The 20792-nt window shown below is 30.0% G+C and carries 22 protein-coding genes; 11 read left to right on the top strand and 11 right to left on the bottom strand.

Annotated features, from left to right (window positions below; all coding sequences use genetic code 11):
* Nucleotides 1–1248, bottom strand: a complete 1248-nt coding sequence (locus tag GYM72_RS09530; protein ID WP_220264233.1) for an aspartate kinase — start codon at nt 1246–1248, stop codon at nt 1–3.
* A 255-nt stretch (nt 1249–1503) separates the two neighbouring features.
* Between GYM72_RS09530 and fbp the strand changes: the two genes are divergently transcribed.
* Both fbp and GYM72_RS09520 read left to right on the top strand, forming a co-directional pair.
* Nucleotides 1504–2514 carry a class 1 fructose-bisphosphatase gene (gene fbp / locus GYM72_RS09525; RefSeq protein ID WP_105296477.1) on the top strand — a complete coding sequence of 337 codons (1011 nt, stop codon included), beginning with the start codon at nt 1504–1506 and terminating at the stop codon, nt 2512–2514.
* Complete coding sequence (locus GYM72_RS09520) at nt 2501–2971, top strand: GNAT family N-acetyltransferase (RefSeq protein ID WP_220264232.1); 471 nt, start codon at nt 2501–2503, stop codon at nt 2969–2971. The genes fbp and GYM72_RS09520 overlap by 14 nt, the downstream gene beginning before the upstream one ends.
* Nucleotides 2972–3052: 81 nt before the next feature.
* On the opposite strand, the gene GYM72_RS09515 is transcribed toward GYM72_RS09520, so the two are convergent.
* Together GYM72_RS09515 and GYM72_RS09510 are read right to left on the bottom strand one after the other, a co-directional pair.
* On the bottom strand, nt 3053–5596 hold the full coding sequence (locus tag GYM72_RS09515) for a TonB-dependent receptor domain-containing protein (protein WP_220264231.1): 2544 nt from the start codon (nt 5594–5596) through the stop codon (nt 3053–3055).
* Between the two features lie 365 nt (nt 5597–5961).
* Entirely contained in the window at nt 5962–6456 is a 495-nt protein-coding gene (locus GYM72_RS09510) for a metallophosphoesterase (protein ID WP_220264230.1), read from the bottom strand.
* 27 nt (nt 6457–6483) lie between these two features.
* On the opposite strand from GYM72_RS09510, the gene truA reads away from it, so the two are divergent.
* From truA to GYM72_RS09490, 4 genes are all read left to right on the top strand, one after another.
* Nucleotides 6484–7233, top strand: a complete 750-nt coding sequence (gene truA / locus GYM72_RS09505; protein WP_220264229.1) for a tRNA pseudouridine(38-40) synthase TruA — start codon at nt 6484–6486, stop codon at nt 7231–7233.
* A complete protein-coding gene (locus GYM72_RS09500) occupies nt 7223–8986 on the top strand; it encodes an ABC transporter ATP-binding protein (RefSeq protein WP_220264228.1) in 1764 nt (587 codons plus the stop codon). Before truA ends, GYM72_RS09500 begins: the two co-directional genes overlap by 11 nt.
* A 200-nt stretch (nt 8987–9186) precedes the next feature.
* A complete protein-coding gene (locus GYM72_RS09495; RefSeq protein WP_160542934.1) occupies nt 9187–10005 on the top strand; it encodes a 2,3,4,5-tetrahydropyridine-2,6-dicarboxylate N-succinyltransferase in 819 nt (272 codons plus the stop codon).
* A gap of 14 nt (nt 10006–10019) precedes the next feature.
* Nucleotides 10020–11102, top strand: a complete 1083-nt coding sequence (locus GYM72_RS09490) for a glycosyltransferase family 9 protein (RefSeq protein WP_160557758.1) — start codon at nt 10020–10022, stop codon at nt 11100–11102.
* Here GYM72_RS09490 and GYM72_RS09485 read toward each other — a convergent pair.
* Both GYM72_RS09485 and nth read right to left on the bottom strand, forming a co-directional pair.
* Nucleotides 11076–11459, bottom strand: coding sequence for a DUF423 domain-containing protein (locus tag GYM72_RS09485; RefSeq protein ID WP_160542932.1), 384 nt, complete (start codon nt 11457–11459; stop codon nt 11076–11078). The genes GYM72_RS09490 and GYM72_RS09485 overlap by 27 nt on opposite strands.
* Nucleotides 11460–11471: 12 nt before the next feature.
* The gene (gene nth, locus GYM72_RS09480; RefSeq protein ID WP_160566196.1) at nt 11472–12095 is read right to left on the bottom strand and encodes an endonuclease III; all 624 of its coding nucleotides are present in this window, start codon (nt 12093–12095) and stop codon (nt 11472–11474) included.
* 201 nt (nt 12096–12296) lie between these two features.
* Here nth and GYM72_RS09475 point away from each other — a divergent pair, with 201 nt between their 5' ends.
* Nucleotides 12297–12782, top strand: a complete 486-nt coding sequence (locus GYM72_RS09475) for a GyrI-like domain-containing protein (protein ID WP_160566199.1) — start codon at nt 12297–12299, stop codon at nt 12780–12782.
* A gap of 32 nt (nt 12783–12814) precedes the next feature.
* Here GYM72_RS09475 and GYM72_RS09470 read toward each other — a convergent pair whose 3' ends face one another.
* Nucleotides 12815–13684 carry an AraC family transcriptional regulator gene (locus GYM72_RS09470; protein WP_220264227.1) on the bottom strand — a complete coding sequence of 290 codons (870 nt, stop codon included), beginning with the start codon at nt 13682–13684 and terminating at the stop codon, nt 12815–12817.
* Between the two features lie 171 nt (nt 13685–13855).
* On the opposite strand from GYM72_RS09470, the gene hemA reads away from it, so the two are divergent.
* Together hemA and hemC are read left to right on the top strand one after the other, a co-directional pair.
* Entirely contained in the window at nt 13856–15109 is a 1254-nt protein-coding gene (gene hemA, locus GYM72_RS09465) for a glutamyl-tRNA reductase (RefSeq protein WP_220264226.1), read from the top strand.
* 7 nt (nt 15110–15116) lie between these two features.
* Nucleotides 15117–16034 (top strand): hydroxymethylbilane synthase, encoded by a 918-nt coding sequence (hemC, locus tag GYM72_RS09460; RefSeq protein WP_220264225.1) that lies wholly within the window; start codon nt 15117–15119, stop codon nt 16032–16034.
* Between the two features lie 9 nt (nt 16035–16043).
* On the opposite strand, the gene ribH is transcribed toward hemC, so the two are convergent.
* From ribH to GYM72_RS09435, 5 genes are all read right to left on the bottom strand, one after another.
* Entirely contained in the window at nt 16044–16523 is a 480-nt protein-coding gene (ribH, locus tag GYM72_RS09455; RefSeq protein ID WP_220233692.1) for a 6,7-dimethyl-8-ribityllumazine synthase, read from the bottom strand.
* Nucleotides 16523–17230, bottom strand: a complete 708-nt coding sequence (locus GYM72_RS09450; RefSeq protein WP_160567788.1) for a tetratricopeptide repeat protein — start codon at nt 17228–17230, stop codon at nt 16523–16525. The genes ribH and GYM72_RS09450 overlap by 1 nt, the downstream gene beginning before the upstream one ends.
* A 37-nt stretch (nt 17231–17267) precedes the next feature.
* On the bottom strand, nt 17268–17930 hold the full coding sequence (gene aat, locus GYM72_RS09445; protein WP_220264224.1) for a leucyl/phenylalanyl-tRNA--protein transferase: 663 nt from the start codon (nt 17928–17930) through the stop codon (nt 17268–17270).
* A gap of 63 nt (nt 17931–17993) precedes the next feature.
* A complete protein-coding gene (locus GYM72_RS09440; RefSeq protein ID WP_105296492.1) occupies nt 17994–18383 on the bottom strand; it encodes a DUF3127 domain-containing protein in 390 nt (129 codons plus the stop codon).
* 135 nt (nt 18384–18518) lie between these two features.
* Nucleotides 18519–19355 carry a flagellar motor protein MotB gene (locus GYM72_RS09435; RefSeq protein WP_220264223.1) on the bottom strand — a complete coding sequence of 279 codons (837 nt, stop codon included), beginning with the start codon at nt 19353–19355 and terminating at the stop codon, nt 18519–18521.
* Between the two features lie 211 nt (nt 19356–19566).
* Here GYM72_RS09435 and GYM72_RS09430 point away from each other — a divergent pair, with 211 nt between their 5' ends.
* Together GYM72_RS09430 and GYM72_RS09425 are read left to right on the top strand one after the other, a co-directional pair.
* Entirely contained in the window at nt 19567–20334 is a 768-nt protein-coding gene (locus GYM72_RS09430; RefSeq protein WP_220264222.1) for an alpha/beta fold hydrolase, read from the top strand.
* A 96-nt stretch (nt 20335–20430) separates the two neighbouring features.
* Nucleotides 20431–20760 carry an iron-sulfur cluster assembly accessory protein gene (locus GYM72_RS09425; protein ID WP_105296495.1) on the top strand — a complete coding sequence of 110 codons (330 nt, stop codon included), beginning with the start codon at nt 20431–20433 and terminating at the stop codon, nt 20758–20760.
* The last annotated feature ends 32 nt before the right edge of the window (nt 20761–20792 follow it).

Raw genomic sequence — 20792 nt, 5'->3', positions numbered from 1 at the left:
TTATTCTTTTACAATTGCTTGGTAAGTTTGTTTTACCAATTGTTCTAATAAAACTGTTTTTCCTTTTTTAAAATTATTTCGTATTTTTTGTGAACTATTCGTTATCGTAAATAGACGCACATTTTCTTCTAATGTTACATTAAAAGAATTTGCGAGTATATTCAGTAAAATGTTAATTGAATTAAATTTGTCTTCAATAACCAGTGAAACTGAACAAGCAGAAACCTTGATCATGTTAGTTTTAATATTCAGTTCAGTAAGTTGTTTAAAGAGTATACAAAGAGTATCTTCCAGATTATAAGTAAAATAAATGGAAGAAATAGTAAGCAAATGTACATTTAATTTTCGTATGAAACAAGAGACGCTGGGATCTCCCTTAACTCCTTTCGTAATATAAGTTCCATGATTTTCAAGTTCTAAAAAAGAACGAATGTTCAATGGAATCTCACCTTTATACAAAGGAAAAATGGTTTTCGGATGAAGGATGGATGCTCCAAAAAATGACATATCCATAGCCTCTTCATAGGAAAGAGATTTTAATAATTGAGCATTTTCATAGTAGTCAGGATCTCCGGTCATAATTCCCGGAACATCTTTCCAAATGGTAACACCTTCTGCATGTAAACAATAGGCAATTATGGCAGCAGAATAATCTGAACCTTCCCTCCCCAGAGTTACAGTAAAATTGTCGGAATTCGAAGCTATAAAACCTTGAGAAACATAAGTTTGAGAAGTATCAAAATTTTCAAATTGTTTTTGCGTACGTTCCCAATCTATAGTCCCTTCTCTATAATTATTATCAGTTTTTAAATAATTTCTACTATCAATCCAAGTATTGGTAATTCCTGAATAATTTAAAAAAGAGCTTAAAATTCTGGATGAAATAATTTCACCAAAACTTACCGTTTGATCGTATAAGAAATTAAAATTATCAGATGTATTGTTAATTAGTAAAGATCGCAAATTTTTAAAAATATTCTTAATATCGTTATAAACTTCCGTATAATTAGAAAATAATTTTTTAACTATTTCTAAATGCCCCTCCTCTATTCTGTCTATTAATATTTTATAAGTATCATTGTTTTGAAAGTATGCTTGAATAACATCTTCTAATGCGTTAGTCGTTTTACCCATGGCCGAGACAACAATAATGGTTGATTTGTATCCGGTTTGGTTTAAAACTTTTAAAATAGCACGTACATTTTTTTCATTTTGTACTGAAGCACCTCCAAATTTATAAACTTTCATAAATGATAGTTATATATTTTCAATATATAAAAAACACATTTTCCCATAAATAAATCTTGTGAAAAAAGAATTTTTACACATCGGGAATTCACGTATTAATAGACTTAAAATTTATATTATAATGATAAACAGTACAATAAGTATTTTAAATATTAAAAGACCTTCAGCAAATATATGACAAATCTGCATATTACTTATAAAGTACAACCAAAAATCAATATATTTGGAACATTCAAAAAACTAAATATATAAAATATGAAATCGAAGAGCTCACAGACTTTAGGCGAATTTATAATTGATAAACAGGCAGATTTTAAATATTCTTCAGGAGAGTTGTCACGCCTTTTAGGAGCAATAAGATTAGCCAGTAAAGTTGTTAATCAGCAAGTTAATAAAGCTGGGCTCGTTGATATTATTGGAGCAATTGGAAATCAGAATATACAAGGTGAAGAGCAACAAAAATTAGATGTGTTTGCCAATGATGTATTTATAGGAGCCTTAAAAAATAGAGAGGTAGTTTGTGGAATTGCTTCCGAAGAAAATGAAGACTTCATCAGTATAAATTCTAAAGATAATTCACATAACAGTAAATATGTGGTATTAATTGATCCATTAGACGGATCTTCCAATATCGATGTAAATGTTAATGTAGGAACTATTTTTTCTATTTATAGAAGAATATCGGAAGATGGACCGGTAACATTGGAAGATTTTTTACAACCGGGAAATAAACAGGTAGCAGCCGGATATATAGTGTACGGTTCATCAACAATGTTAGTATATACAACAGGTAACGGTGTAAATGGTTTTACTTTAGATCCGGCTTTGGGAGTGTTTTATCTTTCACATCCTAATATTAAAATACCTGAAGATGGGAAAATATATTCCGTAAATGAAGGAAATTATCTTAAATTTCCTCAAGGAATTAAGAATTATATAAAATACTGTCAAGAAGAAAAAGAAAATAGACCGTATACTTCCCGTTATATCGGATCTTTAGTTTCCGATTTTCATAGAAATATGTTGAAAGGAGGCATTTACCTATATCCTTCCTATTCACAAGCCCCTAAAGGCAAATTACGATTGTTATATGAATGTAATCCTATGGCATTCCTTGCGGAACAAGCAGGAGGAAGTGCCAGTGATGGTTTTACACGAATATTGGATTTAAATCCTGTTGAATTGCATGAAAGAACACCATTTGTTTGTGGATCAAAAAAAATGGTTGAAAAAGTAGAAAAATTTATGAAAGATGCCCAAGAGTAGCACTCATCCCTATGATTATGTTTTAAAAAAATTTAATCAACTTACTTTAGACGAATTGTATAACTTATTACGATTAAGAAATGAAGTATTTATAGTCGAGCAAAAATGTTCATACCAGGATTTGGACTATAAAGATTATAAAGCGCATCATTTATTACTGTATAAAGGGGAACAATTAGTTGCTTATTCCAGGATTTTTCCTGAAAAAATTTCCTTTAATGAAGCTTCCATTGGAAGAATTATAGTTTGTAAGGAATATCGTTCTACCGGTTTAGGAAAAATTTTAATGGAAAAATCCATAGAGTCTTTATTTACACTTCATGGTAAACAACCGATAAGAATCGGTGCTCAATATTATGCAGTTCCATTTTATAAAAAATTTGGTTTTGAAACTGAAGGAGAAATTTATTTTGAAGATCATATTGAGCATATTGAGATGGTAAAGAAAGAAGACTAATATTCATATAAAAAAAGTAAAAATTAAAGGCTGATAATATTTAAATTATCAGCCTTTATTGATTTATATAAAATTGAGTATTTATTTTAACGGACCGGAAGGTAACAATTTGTTAGAATTTGAATTAGTATCATCTTCAATAATTGTATTTTCCTTTTTAATATTACGGTTTTTATCAAAACTGTAAGATAGTTTAATGTAGAACAATTGATCGCTGTCTCTACTATAATAATTGGTTCTTAAATTAAAGTTATTAATATCAGAATTAAACTTAGTAGGACCCAATATATTTTGAATACCTAAAGAAGCCTTAATAGTTTTGTTACTAAAGGATCTTGAAAGTTCTATATTAGAATAACGGAAAGGTTTATAGGATTTGTAAATTTCAAAATATCCCTTATCTGTACTAGATAAAAAGAAAGTGGTTAATTTAAAATCTTTTGGAAGGATTAATTGAGCATATATTACATAAAACCACATAGGTTTTACTTTATCTAAATATGGATAATCGTTTACTTTGTAGTAATTATACATCCCGTAAAGGTAAATGAAATTCATTTTATCCATATTCATAGGCTCGTCAAAGAATTTTTTACCCATGGTAACCAATTTAAATGGAATAGGAATACCAACCCATACGTTATAGTTTTTCATGCCGTGAAATGTACGAGTAGTTTGATTTACGGTTAATGAATTGTCTTCAGTCTCGTAATACAGCATATTTATATTTTTAGAATACGTATAGTTGAAAGAGATTTTCAAATATCTCCATGCACTTAAAGAAACTTCATAGTTATCGTAATAATCCGGTTTAAGATGTAAGTTTCCTTCCGAAGTATTGAATTCGTCAAAATAGTTGGTTAAATTCGGATCCATATTAGAATAGGAAGGAGGCATCATACTCTTTCTATAGGTAGCATTAAAATCCAGCGTAGGATTAAATTTATATAGTAAACTAAAAGATGGGAAAAACTTTTCAAACGTATATTTAATACTTTGATCCGTAGTTTTTACTTTATTTTTAAATTCTAAATTTTCATAACGAACCCCTGCAGTCAAATCCAACTTTTCAAATTTTTTGCTTAATTCTCCATATAAAGCATATTGATTTTCATCGTATATAAAATCCCTGAATGAATTATAATCCGGATTTTCCAGTATAGAAGAAGAAGTGTTTAAAAGATTATATTTTCCGTTACTGGTATATTTAGTATGAGAATACTTTCCACCGGTATTCATTTTTATTCCTACCTTATTAAAAGAAAATTCAAAATTAGGATTCACTTGAAAATAATCGGATTTATAATCAATATCGTTTACAGAATATTTATAAACACCCTCATTATTTTGAATACTGTTATTTGTTGAATTTTTGTTAAAGTGTTTATAAGATGCCGTTATATCAAACAAGTTTCCTAACGTATCTAATTTAACCTTATACTTTGTAGTTAATTCATGATTGGTGTTATCTTCCGAATATTTTGAATTATTTAAAAGATTAATTGGTTCAATATCGTTAGAGCTTAAAGATTCACCTGTATAATGATTACTGTTATCAGTATAACTTAAGTTATAATTGATCAATAAATTACTTTTTTTGTTAAGGCGAATATTTGAAGAAGGTCTAAAATAATAAAAACGATTATATTTATTTTCAATATTCTTTTGATCAAAAATAATGGAAGGAGTGAAAGAAGTAAATTCCCTTTTATAATAGGTAGTTTTATCGTTTTCCCTATAATTATAACCACTATTTAATTGTAAGGATACACTTTTTAAACGACTATTTAAACTAATAGAAGGAGATACGCGGTTGTTTTTGTTAAATTGGTAATTTAAAGAAGCAGACCCGTTTATTCCTCGCAATGCACGACCATTAGTAATAATATTTATAATACCACCCCCTGTTTTAGCATCGTAAGAAGCTCCCGGGTTAGATATAATTTCAATTTTTTCAATAGCATTTGATGGTAAACTTTGTAATAAATTTTCTAAGTCTCCACCCGATAGACCTGTCGGGATATCATCAATATAAATAGTCATGGACTTACCATTTACGGTAAGATTTCCACCATATCCCTTGATTACCCCCGGAAGTTTTGTTAAAGTTTCTTGTGCACTTCCGCCGGAAAGTAAATCATTATCCTTTATCGTATAAGTTGTCTTGTTAGCTTCTAATTTAATAAATTTCTTACGTGCTCCGGTCACTGTTACCCCCTCAATTTCTTTTTCAACAGATTTGGAAGGTTTCTGAATTTCTTCACTAATTTCGGGATACATACGTGTTAGATAAACCTCACCTAAATATAGGGTATCTTTACTTTGTTTAGTAATAGTGAAATCAAGATATTGTGATTCATATTCAGGTACTGAAATATAAATTCGAAAATTACCAGAAATTTTAGTTATTGCATAACTATTAAAACACTTTGTAGAAACTAAACTTTTTAGGTCTTTATAACCGGAACTATTTTCATATTGGAATGTAAAATTTTTCTTTACGTTAACATCAACACAGGAATTTTTTTCTTTATCTATAACTTTAAAAGCTACAACAACTTTTGATTGAGCAACACCTAATAAAGGGAGCATTATTAAAGATAAACGAATAACAGATCTTATCATAAACTGAATTTGGCAGAATAATTTTTAAACATTAGTATCATTTGATATTAATTATGTTACGTTAAATACTGTAAAATATTTAATCATAATCAAAAAATTTGCCTAAATGTAATAACAAAATTCGTTATTTTAAATCAGTATATAGAGTATCATTAATATATTATGATTTAAATAATAATATTAATATTAGTTAATATTTATAAATTTAATAATTATTTAGGAAAAAAATAAATTAAATTGAAGAAATATCCAGGCGAGTATTATTGGAATTGCTAAAGATTAAATTTTAAAATTTTTTGAATTTTACTGTTTAAAAGGGACGCTAAGTCGATAAATTAGTACTTAAAGGAAAACATAAAAAAAAATCATCTAATAAATTCAATAACTTCTAAATTCTGTATAGTTTCCTGATTTATTTCAAATCGTAACATAGTCCTCACCTTATGAAATCCATAGATTCCTATAGCACCCGGATTCATATGAAGTAAATGAAGTTTTTTATCATTCATAACTTTTAAAATATGTGAATGACCACAAATAAAAAGTTTAGGAGGATTCAATTTTATTTCTTCGCGTATGATTGGTGCATATTTACCCGGATAACCGCCAATATGGGTCATCCATACATCCACTTTTTCACAAATAAAACGTAGATTAAGAGGGAATTCTTTACGAATTTCTGTTCCATCAATATTTCCATAGACCGCTTTAAATACCGGAACCGTTTTTTTTAAAGTTTCGGAAACCTTTATATCACCAATATCACCTGCATGCCAAACCTCGTCTGCTTGGGAAGCATATTCCAATATACGATCATCAATATAAGAATGGGTATCGGAAAGCAATAATATTTTTCTCACTATTTTTGTAGTAAATTTACAATAAAATTGCGTTATTTCATTCAATTTTCATACGATGGTACTCAATATTACGGGTATCAGAGACAGCCAAAACATATATCAGTACAAGAAAAATTAGAATCGGTATTAAGTCGATTACTTAGAAAAGAAATAAAAACAATAGGTGCAGGAAGAACCGATACGGGAGTTCATGCAGCTGAAATGTATGCTCATTTTGATTGGGAAGAAGAATTGCCGGATCAATTGGTTAGAAAATTAAATTCTTTATTGCCTTCGGATATTTCCATAAAAGCAATATTCCGAGTTAAAGACTCCGCACATGCACGTTTCGATGCAACGGAAAGAATTTATAAGTATAGAATTTCTACCCTGAAAAATCCTTTTAAACAGCAATTCCATGCTCAATTTCTTTTCTATCAGTTTGATGTAGATAAAATGAACAAAGCTGCGAAAGTATTATTTGAATATAAAGACTTTACCAGTTTTTCAAAACTACATTCGGATAATAAAACGAATGATTGCTATATTTACCAAGCAGAATGGAAACAATATGAAGATGAATTAGTATTTACCATCGCTGCTAATAGATTTTTGAGAAATATGGTTAGAGCAATTGCAGGAACTCTCATGGATGTTGGCAGAGGAAAAATTGACGAAAAGGAATTTAGAAACATAATTGAAAAAAAAGACCGTAAATTTGCTTCCACTTCAGCACCTGCTAAAGGTCTTACTTTAGTGAAAGTTAACTATCCTCAGGATATATATTATGAAACATAAAAAAGAAAAAAACGTAAAAGCAGGTCAAGCACTTTCTCGATTAATGGAATTGGGAAGTAAATATCCTGTATGGTTTTATTCTACAATTTTTATAGCATTGGCGTTAGCATATGTTTCCTCTTTCCGTCCGGTTGTAATTAGTCATGCAATAGATGTTGATATTATTAAAAATAAAAATTTTTCAAATTTATATCATTCCCTTTTGCTTATTTTTTTATTAATGTTGACTGAAGTTGTTTTACAATTTTTTTTAGTTTATGCTTCTAACTTTGTTGCCCAAAATGTAATTCGTAGCTTACGTATAAAATTATACAAAAAGCTCATTTATTTTAAATCTTCTTTTTTCGATAAAACGCCTTTAGGAGTGTTAGTCACTCGTTCTGTATCCGATATCGAAACTATTTCAACTATTTATACCGATGGAATTTTAATGGTTTTAGGAGATATTCTTCGTATAATTTTTGTGGTAGTAACGATGTATTGGATTAATTGGGAATTAGCAACCATAGCATTGTTCATCTTCCCGATAATGACTATTATAACCCGAATATTTCAAAAAGCCATAAAAAAAGCTTTTTCTGAAGAAAGAAATCAAACAGCCAATCAAAACAGCTTTGTTCAAGAAAGGCTGTCAGGAATGACCATCGTTCAAGTATTTAATCAACAGAAAAAAGAATATAAAAAGTTTTTTCAAATTAATCAAAAATTAGAAAAAGCCTATCTTAAAACAGTTTTCTATTTTTCACTTTTTTTTCCTGCTGTAGATATTATTACCGGTATTGCCATTGGTGTCATGATATGGTATGCAGGTTATAACGCATTAACGGCACACAATATATCACCGGGTGTAGTTATAGCTTTTACTACTTCCTATGTGAACATGCTGGTGAGGCCCATGAGGCAAATAGCAGATCGCTTTAATACCATTCAAAGAGGTATTGTTGGAGCGGAACGAGTTTTTACCGTTTTGGATTCCAATCATGAAATATCAAATAAAGGAACTGTAAAAAAAGACATCATTAAAGGAGATATTATTTTTGACCATGTGTCATTTTCATACGTTAAAGGAGAAAGTGTTCTTAAAGATCTATCATTTACGGTTTCCAGTGGAGAAAAAGTAGCAATTGTTGGAGCTACCGGAGCAGGAAAATCAACTATTATAAATTTATTAAGCCGTTTTTATGAAATTTCGGGAGGGCATATATATATAGACGGAACGGATATAAAATCGTATGAATTACACAATTTACGGTCGCACATCGCTGTAGTATTACAAGATGTATTTTTGTTTAATGATACCATTTTAGAAAATATCACTTTTGGAAATAAAGATATAACCTTAGAAGAAGTACGGAAAGCTGCAAAAGAAATTCAAATAGATGATTTTATAATGAGCCTTCCCAATGGTTACGGCTATGAAGTAAGTGAACGGGGAGCTTCCATCTCTTTAGGTCAACGACAATTGATTTCCTTTTTACGGGCTTATTTATATAACCCTTCTATTCTGGTGTTAGATGAAGCAACTTCTTCTATAGACACTAAATCAGAGGAATTAATACAAAAAGCTACCGATAAGATTACTAAAAATCGAACTTCCATTATTATTGCTCATCGTTTAGCTACCATACAGAATGCGGACAAAATTATCGTATTAGATCATGGAGAAATAGTTGAAATGGGAAACCATAATTCCTTGTTACAACAAAAAGGGTACTATAGAAAACTTTACGAAGCCCAATTTTCCCAAACTTAAAATTAATACCCATTATAAATTTTTAATATTTACCGGCTAATTATGTTTATACATTACTATTTGTTTTAATAAAAATGAATAAAAATTTATCTAATAATAAATTTTATTCTTATTATATTTCTAAAATATGTGTGTATACATGTAAATAAACGTAAAAAACAATTATAAAAATTGTTAAATTTGTTGTATAAACAAAAAATATGAAAGATTTACAACAAACTATTGAAAAAGTTTGGAATGACCGTGCATTATTATCGGATAAAGAATATCAAAAAGCAATTCGAGAAGTAATTGAATTGTTAGACTCAGGAAAATTAAGAGTAGCACAGCCGTTAGAAGATGGAAAATGGCAAGTAAATGAGTGGGTTAAAAAAGCGGTAGTATTATATTTCCCTATACAAAAAATGGAAACCTATGAAGTAGGTATTTTTGAGTATCATGATAAAATTCCTTTAAAAACAGGATATGCTGAAAAAGGAGTTCGTGTAGTACCTCATGCAGTTGCAAGAAAAGGAGCATATATTTCCAGCGGAGCGATCTTAATGCCTTCTTATGTTAATATAGGTGCTTATGTAGATGAAGGTACTATGGTAGATACTTGGGCAACCGTAGGAAGTTGTGCACAGATTGGTAAAAATGTACATTTAAGCGGAGGTGTTGGTATTGGCGGTGTTTTAGAACCTTTACAAGCGGCACCGGTTATTATTGGAAATAATTGCTTTATTGGTTCACGTTGTATTGTTGTAGAGGGTGTACATGTTGATGATGAAGCGGTTTTAGGAGCAAACGTTACCTTAACTTCTTCTACTAAAATAATTGATGTTTCAGGAAGCGAACCTAAAGAATACAGAGGATATGTGCCTCCACGTTCAGTAGTAATTCCCGGGTCTATAACTAAAAAATTCCCTGCAGGAGAATATAACGTAAATTGTGCCTTAATTATAGGAACTAGAAAAGAAAGTACAGACAAGAAAACATCGTTAAATGATGCTCTTAGAGAGCATAACGTATCTGTTTAGATATTAATCATATAGTGAAAGCGCTATTAATACAATATAACAATGTGGGAGAAGTATTACTCTCGAGTGTAATTCCTAATAATCTAAAGAAAATCTATCCGGATATTAAGATAGATTTTCTTTGTTATAAAAAATATATTGGAGTTATACAGAGAAATCCTAATATTGACCGTATAATAGCTATAGATACGGAGCATATACGTTCCGTACTTTTCGTATATAAATATATCCAGTTAGTAAGAAGTGAAAAATACGACATACTTATTGATATGTCGCAGAATTTTAACAGTATCTTGCTAACCTTATTTTCAAAAGCAAAGAAAAAATACAGTTTTTCCAATCCTTTATTGGATAAATTTTATGATAAAACCGTCTCTAAAGTAGAAGAACCAATTACTCAAACGTGTACCTTATTGGAAGATCGTTTAGTAATCTTACAAGAATTTCTAAAAGATAACCCTATACCTATCGATCCATTAGCTAAAATATATCTAGCTGAAGATGAAATTGAGGACGCTAAAGAAAAAATGATAAATGCGGGCATACATTTTAAACGACCGGTTATTATGTTGGGTGTTTTGGGTTCAAACATACATAATACTTGGACGATGGGTAATATGGCAAAACTTATAGATTTTATATGGGCAAATTATAGAGCCGATTTATTATTTACCTATTTGCCTTCGCAGTATAAACAAGTAAACGAACTGCTATCTTTACTAAATTCCAATACCAAAGTATTTGTTCAGCCGGTAGGAAAAACGATACGTGAGTATGCCGCTTTTATGCAAAATTGCACTTTATTTATTGGAAATAGCAGTAGATTTGTAATTACGGCAAAAGCTCTGCAAAAACCTACTTTCACCATTTATCCTCCTTATATCAGTAGAAAAGATATTGCCTGTTATGAAAATACTAACTTACACCAAAGTGTCCATTTACACGACTTTTCTCCCAGGCTATACGAAGACTTTTATCAAAATGAATTAAAAAATGATTCGTCTAAATTTTACTTGATGTTGTCATATGAATTTGTAATAGTAAAAGTTAGAACGTTCTTAAAAGAGCATTTAATTACTTTTAATAAAATAAAATAATAAACAAGCCCACCCTATGATCATAAATGTTCCACCAATAGGAGTTACAGGGCCTAAAAAACGTAAATTGATATTCCAATAATCAGAAAAAGCTAATAGATAAATACTGAAAGAAAATAGAAATGTACCTATAATCATTCCCCATCCGGCCCATTTTTCCAAACCCGAGCTAAACGATAGAGAAAATCCAATAATTAAAAGAGCCAATGCATGATACATTTGATATTTAACACCTGTTTCAAAGCTTACTAATTTTTCAGCTGAAAGCATTTTTTTAAAAGCATGAGCACCGAATGCTCCTAAAATAATGGAAATTAACCCATAAAAAGCCCCTGCAACAAGAACAATATTTTTCATAATTTTAATTAACTAATTTTCTAATAAATATTTGGTTATATAATCTTTTTCTAGATTCCAGCCTCTAGCCGGTGAGTATTCCCGACCGTAAAAAATAATTTGAATGTGTAAGATATTCCATAATTCTTTAGGAAATAATCGTTTAGCATCTTTTTCTGTTTGTTCAACATTTTTTCCGTTGGTTAATTTCCATAATTTCATAAGTCTGTGAATGTGTGTATCAACAGGAAATGCCGGGTGTCCAAAACCTTGGCTCATGACAACGGAAGCCGTTTTATGACCCACGCCGGGTAAGGCTTCTAATTCCTCAAAACTTTCCGGAACTTCACCGTTATATTTTTCTACCAAAATAGTAGAAAGTTTATGGATATTTTTGGATTTAGTGTTCGATAAGCCTATTTCTTTTATATATTCTTTGATTTCCCACTCAGGCAATTCAGCCATTTTAAAAGCATTGGGAGCAACTTTGTAGAGAGCAGGTGTAACTTCATTAACCTTCTTATCCGTTGTTTGAGCAGAAAGTAATACGGAAATTAATAAAGTAAATACATCTTGATAGACTAACGGAGCAATAGGGTTTGGATAGAGCTTGTTTAACTCCGTTATTATGTACTCTACTTTTTCCTTTTGTTTCATTAAAGCATATAAATTATAATCTAAAAATACTAAATTTTAAATTAGGTTGATGTTATAGAGAAATAAAATTTCTATTTGTTTTGAAAATGCAAATAAAAATAAGTCTTATAAGTATATAGTAATTTATTATGTATTTGGATTAAATTAGTTATGATAGAATTAAATTTTCGTACTTATATTAAAATATTTTATCTTTACTATATGGATGTTATACCGAATATTAAAGAAATAGCAGAAAAAAAATTAATAGGCATTTGTAAGTATATGTCTTTGTCTAATAATTTAACCAATGAATTATGGAAAGATTTTATCCTAAGAAAAAAAGAAATAAAAAATATTCATACTGATGAATTAATTTCCATGCAACTATATCCCGTTTCATTTGATTTTAATCCTACAATTAAATTCAAAAAATGGGCTGTTGTTGAAGTATCACAGATTGAGAATATTCCAAAAGATATGGAAAGTTTAATTCTTTCAGGAGGGCTATATGCAATTTTTCATTATAAAGGTTTTAGTGAAGACGATACTATTTTTAGATATATATTCACAAAGTGGCTTCCTCATTCAGAGTATAATGTTGATAATACCCGACCTCATTTTGAGGTATTAGGAAAAAAGTATAAAAATAATGATCCCGATTCGGAAGAAGATATTTATATCCCAATAAAGACAAAAAAAATTTAAAATAAACGGATGTATCAATTATGAAAATATTATTATTTCATCATCCATTGCTTGGGAGTAATTCCATATTTTTTCTTAAAAGCCTCTATAAAATGACTGGGATTTTCATATCCTAAATCATAAGCGATTTCCTGCACCTGTTTAACTTTCAAGTTTAATTTTTCTTTACCAATTTCTAATTTTGTATCCAGTATAAAATGAGAAATAGATTTTCCGTATATTTTTTTAAAACCTTCTTTAATTTTATACTCACTTAAATTAGTAGTTTCAGAAAGTTCTTTTAAAGTAGGTGGAGAAGCTATATTCTCCATTAAGACCTCTTTAATTTCATAAATCTTACGAATGAATTTTTCATCTTTTATAGGTAAATGGTATGAAGAAGTAGAGGAATTTGAAGAAAAATAATAAAGTAAGAATTCATGTAATTTCAATGTCAAATAATGATTTTCAAATTCTTGATCTAAAGTAAAATCTTCAAGTTGTGAAATAATTAACTTTTCTTGGATGCTTAAAGGCTTTTCATGATAAAATTTAGTGTAATTGTTTTGAATGAGTAAAGGAAGTTTATCTTTATGTTTGGAAAAAATATCTTCCAGTTTTTGAATAGCTATTACGAAAATGACCAGTTTTGATTTTTTCGATAAACTGATATTAATAGGAATATCTATTTCAGGATGAAAAAGAAGTAAGGAATTCCCTTCATTCATAACACGTAAAGATTGATTTTTAAAATGAAAAGAGGCTCTTCCTTTAGTACAAAGATAAAATTGCACAAACCGTTTGCCAACAGGTTTGGAAATAGTATCAGTCAGAATAGTATAATTATCTATCTGAGCCATATAAATATCCGATCCAATTTTGTTTTCTCTAATTCTACTTTTAAAGGTATTTTTTAAATCCATTACCAAATTCTTTATCTATCAATTTACAACCACAAAATCATGATATTTATCATGTTAATTAACTATTTAGATTAGTTCTAAAATTGTAAAAATTTACTTTTATAGGTATTTTTTTATAAATATAGGTATTTTCTCCATACATGGACTCATAAATTTGCTTCAACAAAATATATGAAAAAGCTTCAGCCTAATAATATTAAAAACTTTTATGCAATAAGTTTGAGCTTTGTAAAGGCAGATACAGAAATTAGAGGAAAATTTAGTTTTTTTCCTGAATTTGTGGAAGAGTTTTCCAACAAAATTAACTCCCTGTCGGATACTCATATTTTCATACTATCCACATGTAACCGTACAGAATTATATTTTCAAACAGAAAACCCGGATTATGTAATTGATATATTTTGTAAGCAAATAAAAGTAGATTCTGCTGAATTTAGAAAGTATATAACCGTTTATAGAAGAGAAGAAGCCATTAAACATTTTTTAAGAGTTTCAGCCGGTTTAGAAAGTCAAATTATAGGTGATTTTGAAATCATATCTCAAATAAAAACATGGTTTAAAAGATTTAAAAAACATAATTGCACAAATGCTTTTTTGGAAAGATTACTAAATACAGGCATTCAAATCTCAAAAAAAATTAAATATACAACTTCAATAAGTACAGGAGTTACGTCTATGTCTTATGCAGCAGTGCATTATATTTTAACTCATTTCACGCAACTATCAGATAAAAAAATTACCTTGATTGGTACAGGAAAAATTGGTAAAAATACTTGTGAAAATTTAATAAAACATATCAATAATCCTAACATAACAGTACTTAACAGAACCTTTTCTAAAGCGCAAGAAGTAGCCCAAACATTCAATCTAAAGGTGGTAAACTATGAGCAAATGCAAGAACAGGTTATTAATTCAGATATTGTTATTGTAGCAACCGGGGCATCGAAACCTATAATTACAAAAAAAGATTTACACTCTAATCAACCCATAACTTTAATTGATTTATCCATCCCTTCCAATGTTTGTTTATCTGTAAAAGAATATAATCATATAACTTTACTAAATGTTGATGATTTGTCCCAAAAAATCAACGAAACACTGGAACTAAGAAATAAAGAAATTCCTATAGCTGAAGGGATTATAGACGAAATGATAAATGAATTTATAATTTGGTCTGAAAATAGAAAATATGCGCCGATCATTCACGCTTTCAAATCAGATTTAGAGAGAATTAAAGAACATCAATTGAAAACATTAAAAAAAGATCAGATGGTAATTTCTGAAGAAGAAACAGAATTATCAAATCGCATAGTACAAAAAATTACCAACAGACTAGCTAACTATCTTATTACTAACCCTGAAAAAGCAGATGACACCATAAATTTGTTTACGGAAATGTTTCAACTGCAAGAATATAAAGTATAAAATATTTATGAGCCCTATTCGTATTGGAACACGAAACAGCCCATTAGCAATGTGGCAAGCGTTAAAAGTGCAAAAGGAAATTAAGGAATTAGGTTTCCAAGCTGTAATTGTACCCATTACCTCACATGGAGATAAGGATCTCACACAACCTTTGTATCAAATGGATATTATAGGTGTTTTTACAAGAGATTTGGATATTGCACTTTTAAATGATAAGATAGATGTTGCTGTACACAGTCTCAAGGATGTACCCACCTTATTACCAGAAGGAATACATTTATCAGCGGTTCTAGAAAGGGATTATGAAGCAGATGTATTAGTTAGAAATCCGAATAAAATAGACAAACTAAGTTCTTATGAAAATTTATATTTAGGAACAGGCAGTTTAAGAAGGAGAGCCTTTTGGAAAGCAAAATATCCAGAAGTAACATTTGGAAATATACGCGGAAATGTACAAACCAGATTATCAAAATTAGATTCAGAAGGTTTTGATGGAACTATTTTTTCACTTGCAGGAATAAAGAGACTGGGTTTACCTTTGGATTATGAAGTATTGGATTTTATTATTCCGGCTCCGGCACAAGGTGTAGTTGGCATTACCTCTTTGGAAAAAAACAGAGAATTAACAGAATTGGTAAGAAAAATTAATCATAAGGACACTCAAATCTGTATAGATATTGAAAGGGATTTTTTAAATAGCATTGAAGGAGGCTGTACCGCGCCCATAGGAGCTTTAGCCAAAATTAAAAATAATCAAGTATTTTTTAAGGCTGGAATAGTTTCTTTAGACGGAACTAAAAAAGTACTTCTAGATGAAAGTTTTCCAATTTCAGAATCATATGAAAAAGGAAGAATACTTGCCTTAAAAGCTAAAAAAATGGGCGCTGAAGAGATAATAAACGAAATTAAAGCCTATAGAGAATAAGTAATAAAATTACTTATTCTTTAATTCTGCCATTCGTACTGCAACTACCCCGGCTTCTACCCCTTTATTTCCTAATTTTCCACCACTACGATCTAAAGACTGTTGTACATGATCATCCGTAAGTACGCAAAATACCACCGGTGTATCCATGTGTGTATTTAAATACGTAACACCATCCGTAACAGTTTTACATACATAATCAAAATGAGCCGTTTCGCCTCTTATAACGCATCCTATTACAATAACTGCATCATAAAGCTTTGTGTTACATAGTTTGGTTGCCCCGTATACTAATTCAACAGATCCGGGTACGAATATAGAATCAATATCAGATTCTTTAGCACCTAAATCAAGTAAAGTATCAACAGCTCCTTGGTGTAAGTTATAAGTAACTTCAGAATTCCAATCTGAAATAACAATACCGAAACGATAGGCTCCGGCATTGGGTAAATTTTCTTTATTATAGATAGATAAGTTTGTTGTTGCCATTATTGTTTTCCTGTTGCGTATTTAAGTCTTTCGATATATGCGTCTACTTCTCCTGAAGCATCTACATCCGGAAATTTATCTTTAATATTTTGAAAAAATTCTAAGGCTTTTTCGTTTTGGTTTAAAGACATAGCCAATATACCGGCTTTTTTACTGAATTGATAAACAGTGGCTGCATTTGAACTTTCATTAGCAGCTTTAGTCATATAATTTAGTGCTTCATCTGTGTTATTAAGTTCGGCATAAGTATCAGCAATAGCGCCATATTTAACGGCTTTTAAATCTTTGTCAGAAGTATCAAATTGGTTAAAATGGTCCAATGCATTTTGATAGTTTCCTTTTTTAAATTCGGCTATTCCGGCATATAAATGAGCAAATTTTCCTGCTTTTGTAGATCCATATTCTTCAGCGATGTCAATAAAACCGGAAACTCCGCTGGATTTTCCACCTAATGCCTGATCTGATTTTCCTTCATCATATAAATTTTGAGCGTCTACCAGTAAATCGGAGGCCTCAATATTTTTTGGGGTTACTACATAATTATCATAAATAACATATCCTAAAACTGCAATAATTACAATAGCAAAAAAAATACCTATCGGTTTTGCATACTTTTGTAAGAATTTTTCACCATCTAAGGCAGAAGTATTTAAAGAATCTAAAATTTCTTTAGTTGCGTAATTGTGCTTTCCTTTATGTTTTGACATGTGTCTGAATATGTTTTTAGTGCGCTAAAATAGGCATTTATAAATTGAAATCCAAATTTTTAATGGCCTCGCATTCTAAGTAGGTTTTGAATTTTTCCCGTGAGATTTCAACGGCTCCAAGTTGTTCCAGATAAGAAGAATAAATTTGACAATCAATAATTTTATATTGATGAGAATATTTTTGGGTGAAATAGGTAAATCCGCATTTTGAAGCATTACTGATTTTTGAAAACATACTTTCTCCGCAAAATACGGTATGTAAATCTATACCGTAAAATCCTCCCACCAAATTATGGTTTTTCCAAACCTCAACACTTTTTGCCAATCCCCTTTCATGCAAGTTACAATAAGCATGGAACATTTCTTCGGTAATCCAAGTTCCTGCTTGACCTGTTCTTTTAATGGAAGCACATTGTTTAATTACTTCCGGAAAACATTGGTTTTCCGTAAATTCAAAATACTCTTGATTCAGTAATTTCTTAGTTGATTTAGAAATTTTTAAATTTTTTGGATAGAGTACAAATCTGGGATCCGGAGACCACCATTGTATAATTTCCTTAGGATTATACCAAGGAAAAATCCCCGATTTGTATGCCAGAAGTAATCTTTCCGGTGTTAAATCTCCACCTATGGCAAGAAGTCCGCTTTCATCAGCCAAAGAGATATCGGGAAATTCTAATTTTTGTGTTAACCGGTACATACGTATAAAAAAAGCACCTTTTTTAGCGGTGCTTGAATAATTTTTAAATATATGAGTATTTTATTAAAACGGTAAATCATCATCCTCTTCTTCTTGCATACTTGGAGCAGACGGTGCAGGAGATATATGTGCGGAAGGAGGAACCATAGGGTTATCTTGTCCCATTCCGGAAGAAACAGGCATTAATTTTTCAATTCTCCAGCCGGTTATACTGTTGAAATATTTAGTTTCACCTTGTGGATTAACCCATTCACGACCTCTGATATTAATTGATACTCTTACATCATCTCCTACATTAAAAGAATTAATGATATCTACCCGATCTCCTAAAAGCTCAATTAAAATATGCTGAGGATATTGTTCTTCCGTAGTTAACACTACTTCTCTTTTTCTGAATCCGCTATCAAATGTTTGAATATCAGATATTAATTTTATTCTTCCTGCTATTTCCATATCTACTGTTTTTAGTTTAGAATACAAAATTAAAAAATAATTTTCAGCGAAAAAAAAAGATATTACCGGGTTTTTAATAAAAAGAAAAGGATCCCAAAAGGGATCCTCGTATATTGTAAATCAAAGAAAAGTATTTTATTTTACTTTTTGATCCATTAATTGCATAAATTGATCTAGTTTAGGAAGAATTACAATTTCAGTTCTTCTGTTAACTGCTTTATTTTCAGGATTAGTATTAGGAACTTTTGGTTGATATTCTCCGTGACCTCCGGCAAGTAATCTGGCAGGATCCACTCCGAATTGAGTTTGTAACATTTTAACAACTGAGGTTGCTCTCATGGCGCTCAAATCCCAATTATCTCTTATACAACCTGCAGCAGAATTTTTAAATTGATCATTGTCAGTATATCCCTGAACTTGAACATCATAATCTTTGTAATCATTGATAATTTTAGCTACCTTTTCCAAAACATTTTCTGCAGTTGGAAGCACATCATAACTACCGGATTTATAAAGCATTTTATCTGATAATGAGATGAATACCACTCCTTTCTGAACTTGAACGTCTACATCGCTGTCGTTTAAATTATCTAAAGAACGTTTTAATTTATTAGATAAAGCAAGATTTAAAGAATCATTTTTTGCACGAGCTTCTGTCAAACGTTTAATATACGCATTAGATTCATTAATTTGACTAATTAATTTGTCTATATTAACAGTTCCGGCTTTTCCGGTAGCCATACAGTCGGCTAAATTTTGTTGTAATACGTCATTTTGTTTACGTATCAAATTCATTTGTTCTTCCAGTGATTTGTTTCTCTCTTTTAAAGAAGTGATCGAACGATCTTTTTCAACATTTCTTTCAAGACAAGATTCATAATTAGCTTTTGCCTGTTCAAATTCTTTTCTACTTACACAAGACATTGCTAAAAAGCCAACTGAAGATAGCAATGCTAATTTAATAATTTTCATATTTTTTATATTATATATATTTTATTTAAAAATCAGTTTAAACCATCAGTTAAAAGTAAGTCAGTAACCTACTCAGATAAATTTTAATGGTAAAAATAGTAAATTAAAATTAAAAATGGTATAAAAACTGATATAAAAATTGAAAACAAAGGATTCTTAAGTCGCTTTGTAAAAAATTGTACTTTTGTATTAATTAATTGCTTATAACAGTATGCTATACTACAGAGATAAAGGAAAAGGTAAAGTTATAGTTTTTTTACACGGTTTCTTAGAAAATTCAAGAATGTGGAGGTTTTTTCAAAATAATTTATCCAATAAATACAGAGTTATAACCATTGATTTACCGGGCCATGGAAGATCTTCTAAAAAAACAAATGAAGTCAACAGAATGGAAGATATGGCCAAAAAAGTAAACAATGTTTTGGAGCATTTGAAAATAGATGATGTAATAATTATAGGCCATTCGATGGGAGGATATGTAGCATTAGCCTTTGCAGATTTATATAAGTATAAAGTTTCCGGATTGGGATTATTTTATTCTACCACATTACCGGATGATGAAATAAAAAAGGAACAAAGATTAAAAGCTGCCGAAGTAGTGGTTAAAAATCCTAAAGAATTTTTCCGTTTATCAATTCCTAATTTATTTGCTCCTGAAAATGTGCCCCTTATGCAATCAGAAATAAAAATAGCAATTTCTTGGGCTAAACATGCTTCTTTAACAGGGATATCAGCAGCTTTAAAAGGCATGAGGTTACGTAAAGATAGGACGGATGTTTTAAGGAATTTAGACAAACCCATCTTACTCATTTTAGGTAAATATGATACTGCAATTAAAAATTCCGAACTAATAAATAAATTAGAAGGTACAGAACATCTTTCTATATTTGAGATTTCTACTGGACATATGGGAGCATTAGAGGCACCTGAAGAATGCTTAGAAATTATGGAATTCTGGTTAAATCAAAATTTTAATTGATATCATTATTACAATAACTTATATATAGTGTAAAATGAGTAAGAATTATTATTTGTAATTTTGTATTAGTGTAAACCTATTTATTTGTTTAATAGTATGATAAAGGTATCGCAAGAAGCAGAAAAGAAAATCATTGAATTAATGAAAGAAAGTGGTTTTGACAGTACTAAAGATTTCGTAAGAGTAGGAGTAGCAAGCGGGGGGTGTTCGGGATTGTCATATAAGCTGAATTTCGATCACAATCAAAACCCTGAAGATAAAGTCTTTGAAGATAAAGGAATTAAAATATTGGTTGATAAAAAATCCTTTCTTTATTTAGTAGGAACCACCTTAGAATATTCCGGAGGTTTAAATGGAAAAGGTTTTGTTTTTAACAATCCCAATGCTCAAAGAACCTGTGGGTGCGGAGAAAGTTTTGCTGTTTAAAAGATTAAAAAAAGTATTAAAAAACCCTTCTT

It is taken from the genome of Apibacter sp. ESL0404 (assembly GCF_019469245.1).
Taxonomy (GTDB): Bacteria; Bacteroidota; Bacteroidia; order Flavobacteriales; family Weeksellaceae; genus Apibacter.
This window is presented reverse-complemented; position numbering and strand designations above follow the sequence as displayed.

Excerpts from the sequence above, each read along its gene's own strand:
- GYM72_RS09530 (WP_220264233.1), bottom strand. The coding sequence starts at position 1,248 with ATGAAAGTTTATAAATTTGGAGGTGCTTCAGTACAAAATGAAAAAAAT.
- fbp (WP_105296477.1), top strand. The coding sequence starts at position 1,504 with ATGAAATCGAAGAGCTCACAGACTTTAGGCGAATTTATAATTGATAAA.
- GYM72_RS09520 (WP_220264232.1), top strand. The coding sequence starts at position 2,501 with ATGCCCAAGAGTAGCACTCATCCCTATGATTATGTTTTAAAAAAATTT.
- GYM72_RS09515 (WP_220264231.1), bottom strand. The coding sequence starts at position 5,596 with ATGATAAGATCTGTTATTCGTTTATCTTTAATAATGCTCCCTTTATTA.
- GYM72_RS09500 (WP_220264228.1), top strand. The coding sequence starts at position 7,223 with ATGAAACATAAAAAAGAAAAAAACGTAAAAGCAGGTCAAGCACTTTCT.
- GYM72_RS09495 (WP_160542934.1), top strand. The coding sequence starts at position 9,187 with ATGAAAGATTTACAACAAACTATTGAAAAAGTTTGGAATGACCGTGCA.
- GYM72_RS09485 (WP_160542932.1), bottom strand. The coding sequence starts at position 11,459 with ATGAAAAATATTGTTCTTGTTGCAGGGGCTTTTTATGGGTTAATTTCC.
- nth (WP_160566196.1), bottom strand. The coding sequence starts at position 12,095 with ATGAAACAAAAGGAAAAAGTAGAGTACATAATAACGGAGTTAAACAAG.
- GYM72_RS09475 (WP_160566199.1), top strand. The coding sequence starts at position 12,297 with ATGGATGTTATACCGAATATTAAAGAAATAGCAGAAAAAAAATTAATA.
- GYM72_RS09470 (WP_220264227.1), bottom strand. The coding sequence starts at position 13,684 with ATGGATTTAAAAAATACCTTTAAAAGTAGAATTAGAGAAAACAAAATT.
- hemA (WP_220264226.1), top strand. The coding sequence starts at position 13,856 with ATGAAAAAGCTTCAGCCTAATAATATTAAAAACTTTTATGCAATAAGT.
- hemC (WP_220264225.1), top strand. The coding sequence starts at position 15,117 with ATGAGCCCTATTCGTATTGGAACACGAAACAGCCCATTAGCAATGTGG.
- ribH (WP_220233692.1), bottom strand. The coding sequence starts at position 16,523 with ATGGCAACAACAAACTTATCTATCTATAATAAAGAAAATTTACCCAAT.
- GYM72_RS09450 (WP_160567788.1), bottom strand. The coding sequence starts at position 17,230 with ATGTCAAAACATAAAGGAAAGCACAATTACGCAACTAAAGAAATTTTA.
- aat (WP_220264224.1), bottom strand. The coding sequence starts at position 17,930 with ATGTACCGGTTAACACAAAAATTAGAATTTCCCGATATCTCTTTGGCT.
- GYM72_RS09440 (WP_105296492.1), bottom strand. The coding sequence starts at position 18,383 with ATGGAAATAGCAGGAAGAATAAAATTAATATCTGATATTCAAACATTT.
- GYM72_RS09435 (WP_220264223.1), bottom strand. The coding sequence starts at position 19,355 with ATGAAAATTATTAAATTAGCATTGCTATCTTCAGTTGGCTTTTTAGCA.
- GYM72_RS09430 (WP_220264222.1), top strand. The coding sequence starts at position 19,567 with ATGCTATACTACAGAGATAAAGGAAAAGGTAAAGTTATAGTTTTTTTA.
- GYM72_RS09425 (WP_105296495.1), top strand. The coding sequence starts at position 20,431 with ATGATAAAGGTATCGCAAGAAGCAGAAAAGAAAATCATTGAATTAATG.